The following is a 9,684-nucleotide window of genomic DNA, read 5'->3' on the forward strand; positions in this document are numbered from 1 at the left end:
TGACGAGTCGCCTGGTCGGGTAAGACATCCGGTCGGACGATCTTGACGGCGACCTTCTCGGCGGCCGGGGAAACGCCAAGGTAGACCTGCCCCATTCCACCGGCGCCCAGGCTCTCGACCAGCGTGTAGGGACCGGCCTTCCGCGGGTCGGACGGCTGGAGGGCAGGCGTCATGATCGTGTCCCCCAATGTCGACCGGCGCAGGTAGGCGTAACCGGCAGATCTTACCGAGTGGTCATCTTGGATTGCGCATTGCATCCGGCGGTCGCGCTGAGTCGAGCCGGCAGACGACGGCAAATGACAGCCCGGATGAGCGCGTTTTCTCGGCGTTCGGCTTCTCGGCGTTCGGCGGCGCACGCTCGATCTAGGGAATCTGACCTGCGGTGACGTCCGTCGAGGGCGCCCACAGCCGGATTTACTCCTCGTCGATTGAGCTCCCGGGTGCTTCGATGCGCGGGTCCGACTGCGTTCGGGTTCCGACTGCGGTCGGGTTCCGTCCGTTCAACAGCCCGCGGTCACGACTCAACGGCCCGCGGTTGTGACCGCTCGCTTGCCCGTGCACCCGACACCTCCCTGCCCCGAGGAGCCGACATGAAGATCCTGACCGCGACCGCGGCCACCCAGGGCCAACGCGACAACGACTTCAACCACTGTGCCGAGGGGGAACTGGTGTGGATCGGCCTGGTCTGCGCGATCGACCGGGCGGACCCCGACGGCGGATGTGGCTGTGGGCGGTCGTTCACGGGACTGTCCTCGCACCTCGCGACGACGACGGCGATGGTTCGCGACATCGCCGAGATGAGCCGGAGCTCCTACGCCGAGGCGCTACGGGCGGGCCTCGCCGCGCAGAGGTGGCACGCCGTCGGCTCCGAATCGCTGGCCGACGAGCTGACCCGGCTCGTCGACGGCTGGCCGGCAGGCGCCGTCGTGGAACGACGGCTGGACATCGTCACCGTGCGCGAATGGACCATCCCGTAGCCAGCCTCAGCTCCACCGGTACCGTCACGCGGCCCGGCCCGTGCTGGCCGGTCCGTGCTGGCCAGTCTTCCCGCCGCTGTGATGGAGACCTGGTACGCACAGCCGCGGCACAGCGGGCGCACAGTGCGGGCAAAGACTGTCCCGCCATGGTGAAGGCACAGGATCAGTCGATCTCAAGGAGAGCGCATGGCGGACTACCAGCGGGACGGCCGGAGGCCGACGTACGAGGGGCGTCCCCTGCCCCGGCCCGAGGAGGAGGCCGTCGACCAGGGACTGGGCTTCGACCTCGGCACGCTGCTGAGCCGGCGACGGATGCTGACCTTTCTCGGCCTCGGTGCCGCGACGGCGGGCCTGACAGCCTGCGGGACAGGCGGGGCCGAAGCCTCGGGATCGTCCGGCTCCACCGCGTCGCCCAGCACGTCATCATCCGCCTCGACCAGCGGGGCGTCCGGGGAGATCCCCCAGGAGACGGCTGGCCCCTACCCGGGCGACGGTTCCAACGGGCCGGACGTGCTCGAGCAGAGCGGCGTGGTCCGCAGCGACATCCGGTCCAGCTTCGGCGGAGCGACCGGCACCGCCGAGGGCGTTCCCATGACGCTGGAGCTGACCATCACCGATCTCGCCGGCGGCGTCCCCTTCGCGGGAGTGGCCGTCTACGTGTGGCACTGTGACCGCGAAGGCCGCTACTCGATGTACACCAACGGCATCACCGACCAGAACTACCTGCGCGGCGTCCAGATCGCCGACAAGGCCGGGAAGGTGCGCTTCACCAGCATCTTCCCGGCCTGCTACAGCGGACGCTGGCCACACATCCACTTCGAGGTCTACCCCGACCAGGCCAGCATCACCGACGCCACCAAAGCGATCGCCACGTCCCAGGTCGCCCTGCCGAAGAACGTCTGCGACCAGGTCTACGCGCAGCAGGGCTACGAGGCGTCGATCGCGAACCTGTCGCAGATCAGTCTCGACAGCGACAGCGTCTTCGGGGACGACGACGGCGCCCGCCAGCTCGCCACCGTGACCGGCAACGTCACCAGCGGCTACACGGTCTCCCTCGCCGTCGGCGTCGACACCACGACCACCCCGTCCAGCGGCCAGCCCGCCGGTGCCCCCGGCGGCCAGCCACCGTCCGGCGCGCCCGGCGGGCGGCCACCGGGTGCGCCGAGCTGACCCACACGACGCATCGGGAGGACACCCCGTCGTCACGGCCAACCCCCTCCGGTTCACGGAGTCGAACTCGACGATCCCGGTGGTCGAGCAGGTCCCCGGGGGCTCGGGTCTCCGGGGACTCGGGGGACTCGGGGGACTGGACAGGTGCGTGGGTGCACAATGGCGCTCTCGACCTCGGGCGACTCACGCATCGTGGGTCGGGGAAATCGTGGGTCGGGGAAATCGTGGGTTGGGGGAAGGAGAGCCGCGATGTCCGTGCCGGAGGTGCCAGCGCCGGACGAGCTGGTGATCAGCGCGGAGGCTCCGGAGCCCGTTCGGGACGACCTCGGCATTGAGTTCACCGTCGAGTCCGACGTGGATGTCGCCCATCCGCTCGTGACGATCGGTGATTCGCTCACCCATGGCTTCCAGAATCTGGCGGTCCGCAACACCGACCGGTCGTGGCCGGCTCTACTGGCCGAGGCGATGGGGGTGACGCCGTTTCGCTATCCGGTCTATCCCGGGCCGGATGGCTGCGCCGGCCTCCCCCTCAACATGGAGGAGTTGCTGCGCCACGCGGACACCATTACCAAGGGCCGGCCGCTACCGGCGCACGCGCTACGCCTGATAGTCACGCTGTACACCCAGGCGCGGGGGGTGCAACGCTACTGGGACTTCGGCCCGGGCCGGCTCCCCGTCGAGCAGGCGGAATTCAACCACAATCTCGCGATCTACGGCTGGGATGTCCGCGACGCACTCTCGAAGAACGTCGGCTGGTGCCAGGAACAGCTGGCCGAGCACCCCGCCCGCCGGTCCTGGAATCCGCGCAGGCTCCTGGTCCAGAACGACGGGCCGATCGCTGCCCTGCGCGCCCTGGCCGGCCCCAGCGACCCGGGTACCACCCAGCTGACGGCGGCGCGGCAACTCGGTGCCGAGGGCGTCGGCACGCTCGTGGTCGCCCTCGGGGCTAACAACGCGCTGTCCAGCGTTCTGGGGCTGCGGCTGGTCTGGAGCGGAGACGACTTCGCCGACCTGAACGGGAAGAACGCCTACACGGTATGGCGCCCCGCCCACTTCCAGCAGGAGTACGACCAGCTCGTCACCGAAATCGAAAAGGTGGGAGCCCGGCATGTCGTGCTGGTCACCGTCCCCCACGTCACCGTCGCACCGCTCGCCCGCGGGGTCGGCGACAAGCCGGAAGGCTCGCGATACTTCGCCCGCTACACCTACGCCTGGATCAGCGACGACCAGTTCGACACTGCCGACCCCTGCCTGACCGGGACGCAGTGCCGGCAGATCGACAGCGCCATCGACATGTACAACCAAGTCATCATCGAGCACGTCAGGGCGCACCGGCAGGCCGGTGACGACTGGCGGGTCTTCGACCTGTGCGCCCTGCTGGACCGGCTCGCCTACCGCCGCTATCTCGACGACCCGACCACCCGGCCGAGTTGGTGGAACCGGTACGGCCCCTATCCGTTACCCCAGGCGCTCCGCGAGCTGCACCCCCGGCCCGACACCCGGTTCTTCCTCTCCGACGCCCGGGGCCGCACCCAGGGAGGTCTTATCGCGCTCGACGGCGTCCACCCCACCAGCATCGGCTACGGCATCATGGCCAGCGAAATGCTCGCGATCCTGGCCCGCGCGAACGTGCCCGGAGCCGTAGGCGCCACCATCGACTTTGCTGATCTCCTACGTCGGGACACCCTGGTCAGCAACCCGCCCGCCAGCCTCGGCGGCAACTTCCGCACCCTCGGCTGGCTACAGCACCGGCTTCAGCTGTTCGCCGCACTCACCGAACTCTGGTAAACACCGAATTCTAGTAAAAACCGAATTCTGGTAAACCGAGCTCTGGTAGACCCGGCCCCTTTGCGCTGGACCGCGAATGCTATTCAGCCGATCATCCCGCACGACCCTGCTGGTTATCGCTCTTCCCAGGGGGGTCCGCCGGCGAGTAGGGCGGCGCGCTGCCAGATGAGCAAATATTGACCCCCCCCCCCCGAAAAATTGCCGTTCTGGCGGGAACGCTGTGCGTCGTGGCGTCGGTAGCGCAATGTGGGGACGTCGAGCAGTATTCCGGTGGCGAGTGCGGAGCCGGCGATGAGGGTCGCGGTGTCCTCGACACCGCGCAGCGCCGCCCATCCCCCGACGACGAGGAGCAGGTTTCGGCGCCACATCACCCCGGCCGGATGCACGGGTGGCAGGGTGCGGTCGGGTAAGGCGGACGCCCACGCGACGGCCAGCGCACCGCGGGCCAGCGGCCCGGCGGGCACTGCCAGCGGCGCGGTGCGCAGGGTGCCGTCAGCGTGCAGGTCGCGGGCATGGCCGACCGCGTAGCCGGCCGCGGGATGGACGGCGAGCGCGCCGCTGAGGTCGGCGAGCGCGTCGGGTTCGAGCTCGTCGTCGGCGTCGAGGTTCTGGACCAGCGGCGCGGTGCACGCGCCGAGGGCGATGTTGCGGGCGACCCCTGGGCCTTCCTGGGTGCCGTGCGCGGCGATCCGGACCCGGCCATCGCCCGCCGCTCCGCAGGCGGTCAGCGCGTCGAGGACCTCGTCGGGCGACCCGTCGACCTGAACCCGCCACGTCCAGTGGGGATGGCTCTGCCGGTGCAGCGAATCCCACGCCGCGGGCAGGTAGCCCGCGTACTCGGCGTGTACCGCGGTGACCACATCGACCCGCATGTTCGCAGTATGTACCGATCCGCCCCGCATCCGTGTGGTACATATCCGGAGAAGATCTGACGGAGGGGGCACATGGACGTCGCATCGATCAATGCGCGGCTCGGTCAGGCAGCCTCAGCCGACTCCCGCGAGTTGGACCGGGTCTGCGAGGACATCGCCGCCGAGCTGATCGACGCGAACATCGAACCCCCCTTCCGGATCCCATCGGCGGACTTCGTCACCGACCCCTGGCTGATCTGCGCCGACCGGTACTGGCGCCGCAGGTTCCTGCGCGAGCCCACCGTCGAGGTCGCGGCCCGCTGCGCCCGCTGGCTGCACGACCACACCGACGGCCCGACCCGCCCGGGCATCATCGAGAAGTGGTCGCTGGGCTACGCCTTCATCACTAAGGACACCGTCGAGTCCCGCCACGACCTCACCCTCGCCACCGGCCGGATCGTCGAGGCGTTCCAGGGCTCCACCGACATCTGCTACTTCGCCGCGCTGTACCACGCCGGTAAGCTACGCGCGAACTTCTGGTTCGACGAACTCCACCAGTTCCTCGAATCCTCCCTGCTGGCCGTCGCCGCCGGCCACCACCGCGACGACCCGCTGTTCACCGGCCTCCATGCGTTCGCAGCGTTCGGCAGCCGCACCATCACCACCAGCCACGCGCTCGAACTCCTCGACACGGCCTGGAGCGCCGTCCCCCGGTCCCGTGCCGTCGTCGACGTCTGCCTCAACGCCCTGGGAGCCGCCCCACCGTTCCCTGGCCAGGGCGAACAGCTACGCCAGCGCGCCACCGACGCCGTCGCGGAGTTCCCCGACGATCATCTTTTCCGGTTCCGCCTCGCGTGCGGTCAACGCAGGTGCGGCGACTACACCGAGGCGCTGGCCACCATCGACACCGCGCTGCGCCTGCTACCCGCGATCGGCACCCGGATCAGCCACCAACTCCTCCAGGAACAGTACCTACGCGAACGCGACATCATCCAGAAAGGGCTGGAGCTCGCGGAATGGACCACCAGCCAGCAGACCCGCTGGCGCGACCAGGACACCGCCAACCGCGACCTCCGCCGGACCCTCCAGACCTCCGCCATCCGCGCCGTCGAACTCGTCACCGTCTTCACCGCCGCCATCGCCTTCGCCGTCGGCTCACTCCAGATCACCCTCACCGGGACCCTTACCTTCCGCGACCGGGCCCTCCTGCTCACCATTCTCGGCGCAGGACTCCTGCTCTTCGCGTCCCTCATCATCGCCGGCACCTGGATCATCACCGGCCGACACCAGCCCGACCCTGGCGCCCCACCGGACAGAACCAGCAGGCCCTGAGCCCCACGCGCGCCGTCGCGCCCTCTCCACCTCCCAAGGTCCCGGAACTGGCTCCCAGGTCCCGGAACTGGCGAAGCACCTCGACGCCCGGGCCGAGGGGCCCGCTCCCGATGATCGGCTTGACCACGGGCCAGATCGACAGTCGACCGTGCTGCCAGGTCCGAAGCCAAGCCATCCGGGCTCGGCCCTGCCGGGCATGACGCGGCGACGCGGCGACGCGGTCAGGTACGGGCAGTCGGGTCCTGATAGCATTGGATATCGCCTGCAGGTTCAGCCCTTGGAGATGCGGTCGATGTCCGACGTGCTCATTCGTGACGTACCCGATGACGTGCTGGCCGCCGTCGAGGCTCATGCCGCCAGGCTCGGCCTGTCTCGCAACGAGTACCTTCGCCGGCAGCTCGCCCAGGACGCGGCGCGCTCGATAGCCCCGGTGACCCTGGACGACCTGCGCTGGTTCAGCGCCGCGTTTCGTGACCTCAGCGACCCCGAGGTCATGCGGCAGGCTTGGACGTGACCACCACGGCCGAGACGCAGCGTTGGCTTGTCGACAAGTCCGCCCTCGTCCGGCTGAGCGAGAGTCCCGATGCCGACCTGTGGCTGTCCCGTATCCAGCGAGGTCTGGTCCGTATCACGACGGTCACGATTCTGGCGGTCGGCTTTTCCGCGAGATCCGTCAATGATCTTCGTGTCAGGTTACGCCGGCCGCCGGTCTCGGCGATGCCCGTCGAGAACGTGACGCCCCGGATCGAGTCTAGGGCCGTGGAGGTTCAAGGGCTGCTCGCCGGCCTCGGGCACCATCGCGCGCCGTCCGTCCCCGATCTGATCATTGCTGCGACGGCCGAGCTGGCCGGGCTTGTGGTGCTGCATGTCGACAAGGACTTCGAGTTGATCACCGCGGTCACCGGGCAGCCCACCGAGCGACTCCGCCTGTCGTAGCGGCCAGGAGGAGCCCGCCCACCCGCGGGTAGCCGCCGCCGAACTTCGGCGTCACTTCGGCACAGCCGACCGGAGTTCACCGGCGCGAACCGGACGGCCCCAGGGGGGGCATCGAGGCTGAAATGCCTGGTAAGCAAGCGCTTCAGGCTGCTGATCGAAGTGTGCCCCCAACAGGAACCAACACAGAATAGTGCAGGTCCAACCAGGGGTTTCGCGTCGGGCAGGCTTGTTGTCGAGGGCGGCTTCGCGCTGCCGGAACCGGGGAGCCGGCGGTGACCGCGCAGGGCGCGGCCGGCGGGACGATGCGATTGCGGGCGCAGGCGGCTGGGGGTGGACGAGCGGCGGCCCGGCCAGTGCGCTCGTCGTCGGGAAGCACGGTGCACTGATCGCTGGAATCCGCCGTGGGGGGCGGCGGCCGGGTTTGCATCCTTAATCCTTCCACTGCCGCCTCCCACAAGGTGCCACCAGGTAGCACCTTGTGGCACCGCTCGGATATCATACGTGTATGAGTGCACAGCCTGAGATCACCCAGCGTGACCTGCGCAGCAGGTCCAAGGAGATCATGGACGCGGTCCAGAGCGGCCAGGCGTTCACGGTCACTCGTGACGGACACCAGATCGGCGAACTGGTCCCCTTGCGGCGCCGCAGGCGGTTTGTGTCCCGCAGCGAGTTCGCGGCGATGTCCCGCAGCGCCCCCGGCATCTCCCTGGACGCCTTCCGCGCCGATCAGGACGCCACGGCAGAGCAGGAAGCGGACGACCCGTATGGCCGGTGACCACGCGCAGGGGCTGCTCGACACGAACATCATGATCCTGCGCAGGTGGGTGGATCCCGAGGAGCTGCCCGCCGAAATGGCGATCACCGCCGTCACGCTGGCGGAGCTGTCCGCGGGCCCGCACGAGGTGCGCCGGAACGAGGAGCAGGACGAGCACGCCGAACGGGCCCGGCGGCTGGATGTGCTGCAGCGCGCGGAGAACGAGTTCGACCCGATCCCGTTCGACGCGGAAGCCGCCCGTATCTATGGCCGGGTCTGCGCTGCCGTGATCAGCGCCGGCCGCAAGCCCCGACGGCGCGTGGCCGACCTGATGATCGCCGCTATCGCGATCGCCGAGGACCTACCGCTGTACACCACCAACCCCGACGACTTCACAGGGCTGGACGATCTCCTCACCGTCGTCCCCGTCACCCGCCCCAAGACCCCCGGCGACCGGTAAGCGCTCAGGACTGTCGTCGGGTGGGCCCGAACAGGCCACATCCGGGTGGATCTCACCGGCCGGCTGGCCGTTGCCCCTTCGGCGGTGGGCGCTGGTAGTCGCTGGGCAGTTTGATGTGAAGGGTGACGCGGTCACTGTCCGAATGGAGACGCACGGCGAGCTGCGGGCGACGGTGACAGCGCAGGCCAGGGAGATCGTGGAGTTGACGGCGAAGGTCGCTTCGAGCGGCACTTTCCCGCCGGGGTGTGTGGCTGCGGGGCGGCGCTGGCCGGGGCGACGGTGGCGGGGGTCGCGCGCTCGCACCAGTCCCGTGATCTGGAGCCGGCCAGGTCGACCGTGACCCAGCATGATCTCTACCAGGTCGTGTGCGGCTGTGGGCGTCGCCATGTGGCCGCCCGGCCCGACGGGGTGTCCGCGGCGCCGGTGTCCTACGGGCCGGAGCTGCGCGCGCTCGCGCTGTATTTCCTGGTCCGCCAGCATCTGCCGGTCGAGCGGGCCCGGGAGGCGATTGTCGAGCTGAGCGGCGTGGCGGTCTCGGCTGGCTGGCTGCATTCGCTGCTGGCGCTGGGCGCGGACAGTGGATCCCCATCCTCGAAGGGCGCCGCCTGGGTCAGCTCGACCCCGAGGAGACCCGTGACGAACTCACAAACTTGATGCGCTGGCGGCTGGAAAAGATCCAGGGCTACGCCTTCACTCACACGCTACGGCTCACCAACGTTGGTGGTGTACCTCTCTACAACATGATCTTTACTGCCGATCATCAGGTTGGCAACAAGATCATGAATTCGGTCTACCGTAAGGCAGCCGCACAATTCCCGCAGATGCGCGAGGATGCGCGAGCCCGTCGGCGCGATCGTCGAGAGTCCGAGATGGGCGTCGCTGCCCTCTTCACCAATACTGAACTCATCAACGACGCACCTCTTCGTGCTCGCGAGACCTACCAGCACACGCCGCCCGTGCCGCCCTTCCGGCCCAACAGCGCATAGTGATCGTCGACCGTGGGTAGCCGTCCTGCAACGCCGCCCGCGCCTCCGCCTCGCCGTCGGTGTCCGGCGGGTGCATCCGGTCCGGCAGATGCCAGATCCTCACCACCGCCCCCGCCGTGGCGACCCCGGCGACGATCCACAGCCAGTGTTACCGGGCCCGCGCAACGTGCGCGCCCGCTACCAGCGTGGGCAATCTCGTTATTCCCCGGGGCGGTTGTCACCTGGACCGCCAGTTTCCGGAGCATCTCCGCTGCGACGGACGCTGTCGCCGTCGCCTCCCTGGCGGTTGTCCCGAAAGGACTGCCGGCCCGACCCGGGCACATCGGCGGCTATCCCGTGGCTCGCGCGCCCGGGTTCGCTGCAGGGGTGGTGTGCTGTTCGGCGAAGATCTTGACGTGCTGGAGTGTTTGGGAGCTGTTGCGGCTCAGGG

At 69.0% G+C, this 9,684-nt stretch carries 11 protein-coding genes; 10 read left to right on the plus strand and 1 reads right to left on the minus strand.

Going from position 1 to position 9,684, the window contains the following annotated elements; all coding sequences use genetic code 11:
* The first annotated feature begins 590 nt into the window (after positions 1-590).
* The 3 genes from AC08OV_RS08375 (at position 591) to AC08OV_RS08385 (ending at position 3,935) form a co-directional block, all read left to right on the plus strand.
* Positions 591-977 (plus strand): DUF7715 family protein, encoded by a 387-nt coding sequence (locus tag AC08OV_RS08375; protein ID WP_476612487.1) that lies wholly within the window; start codon positions 591-593, stop codon positions 975-977.
* A gap of 186 nt (positions 978-1,163) precedes the next feature.
* Entirely contained in the window at positions 1,164-2,147 is a 984-nt protein-coding gene (locus AC08OV_RS08380; RefSeq protein WP_476612488.1) for an intradiol ring-cleavage dioxygenase, read from the plus strand.
* Positions 2,148-2,396: 249 nt separating this feature from the next.
* Complete coding sequence (locus AC08OV_RS08385; protein WP_476612489.1) at positions 2,397-3,935, plus strand: hypothetical protein; 1,539 nt, start codon at positions 2,397-2,399, stop codon at positions 3,933-3,935.
* 113 nt (positions 3,936-4,048) lie between these two features.
* Here AC08OV_RS08385 and AC08OV_RS08390 read toward each other — a convergent pair whose 3' ends face one another.
* Positions 4,049-4,807, minus strand: coding sequence for a glycosyltransferase family 2 protein (locus AC08OV_RS08390; protein WP_476619511.1), 759 nt, complete (start codon positions 4,805-4,807; stop codon positions 4,049-4,051).
* 72 nt (positions 4,808-4,879) lie between these two features.
* On the opposite strand from AC08OV_RS08390, the gene AC08OV_RS08395 reads away from it, so the two are divergent.
* The 7 genes from AC08OV_RS08395 to AC08OV_RS08425 all read left to right on the plus strand — a co-directional run bounded on the left by AC08OV_RS08395 (position 4,880) and on the right by AC08OV_RS08425 (position 9,254).
* Positions 4,880-6,118: a hypothetical protein gene (locus tag AC08OV_RS08395; RefSeq protein WP_476612491.1), complete on the plus strand. Its 1,239-nt coding sequence runs from the start codon at positions 4,880-4,882 to the stop codon at positions 6,116-6,118.
* Positions 6,119-6,410: 292 nt separating this feature from the next.
* Positions 6,411-6,632 carry a type II toxin-antitoxin system VapB family antitoxin gene (gene vapB / locus AC08OV_RS08400; protein WP_462186980.1) on the plus strand — a complete coding sequence of 74 codons (222 nt, stop codon included), beginning with the start codon at positions 6,411-6,413 and terminating at the stop codon, positions 6,630-6,632.
* Positions 6,629-7,054, plus strand: a complete 426-nt coding sequence (locus AC08OV_RS08405; RefSeq protein ID WP_476612492.1) for a PIN domain-containing protein — start codon at positions 6,629-6,631, stop codon at positions 7,052-7,054. The genes vapB and AC08OV_RS08405 overlap by 4 nt, the downstream gene beginning before the upstream one ends.
* A gap of 505 nt (positions 7,055-7,559) precedes the next feature.
* The gene (locus AC08OV_RS08410; protein ID WP_476592458.1) at positions 7,560-7,829 is read left to right on the plus strand and encodes a type II toxin-antitoxin system Phd/YefM family antitoxin; all 270 of its coding nucleotides are present in this window, start codon (positions 7,560-7,562) and stop codon (positions 7,827-7,829) included.
* Positions 7,819-8,268 (plus strand): PIN domain-containing protein, encoded by a 450-nt coding sequence (locus AC08OV_RS08415; RefSeq protein WP_476619512.1) that lies wholly within the window; start codon positions 7,819-7,821, stop codon positions 8,266-8,268. The genes AC08OV_RS08410 and AC08OV_RS08415 overlap by 11 nt, the downstream gene beginning before the upstream one ends.
* Before the next feature lie 336 nt (positions 8,269-8,604).
* Positions 8,605-8,922: a hypothetical protein gene (locus AC08OV_RS08420; RefSeq protein WP_476619513.1), complete on the plus strand. Its 318-nt coding sequence runs from the start codon at positions 8,605-8,607 to the stop codon at positions 8,920-8,922.
* Entirely contained in the window at positions 8,922-9,254 is a 333-nt protein-coding gene (locus AC08OV_RS08425) for a hypothetical protein (protein ID WP_476615723.1), read from the plus strand. Before AC08OV_RS08420 ends, AC08OV_RS08425 begins: the two co-directional genes overlap by 1 nt.
* Positions 9,255-9,684: the final 430 nt, after the last annotated feature.

Source organism: Frankia sp. CeTa3Moorea (assembly GCF_978021225.1).

Bases quoted from the DNA above. Each gene is read 5' to 3' on its own strand.
- AC08OV_RS08425 (WP_476615723.1), top strand. From the start codon at position 8,922: ATGCGCTGGCGGCTGGAAAAGATCCAGGGCTACGCCTTCACTCACACG.
- AC08OV_RS08390 (WP_476619511.1), bottom strand. From the start codon at position 4,807: ATGCGGGTCGATGTGGTCACCGCGGTACACGCCGAGTACGCGGGCTAC.
- AC08OV_RS08385 (WP_476612489.1), top strand. From the start codon at position 2,397: ATGTCCGTGCCGGAGGTGCCAGCGCCGGACGAGCTGGTGATCAGCGCG.
- AC08OV_RS08375 (WP_476612487.1), top strand. From the start codon at position 591: ATGAAGATCCTGACCGCGACCGCGGCCACCCAGGGCCAACGCGACAAC.
- AC08OV_RS08395 (WP_476612491.1), top strand. From the start codon at position 4,880: ATGGACGTCGCATCGATCAATGCGCGGCTCGGTCAGGCAGCCTCAGCC.
- AC08OV_RS08380 (WP_476612488.1), top strand. From the start codon at position 1,164: ATGGCGGACTACCAGCGGGACGGCCGGAGGCCGACGTACGAGGGGCGT.
- vapB (WP_462186980.1), top strand. From the start codon at position 6,411: ATGTCCGACGTGCTCATTCGTGACGTACCCGATGACGTGCTGGCCGCC.
- AC08OV_RS08415 (WP_476619512.1), top strand. From the start codon at position 7,819: ATGGCCGGTGACCACGCGCAGGGGCTGCTCGACACGAACATCATGATC.
- AC08OV_RS08410 (WP_476592458.1), top strand. From the start codon at position 7,560: ATGAGTGCACAGCCTGAGATCACCCAGCGTGACCTGCGCAGCAGGTCC.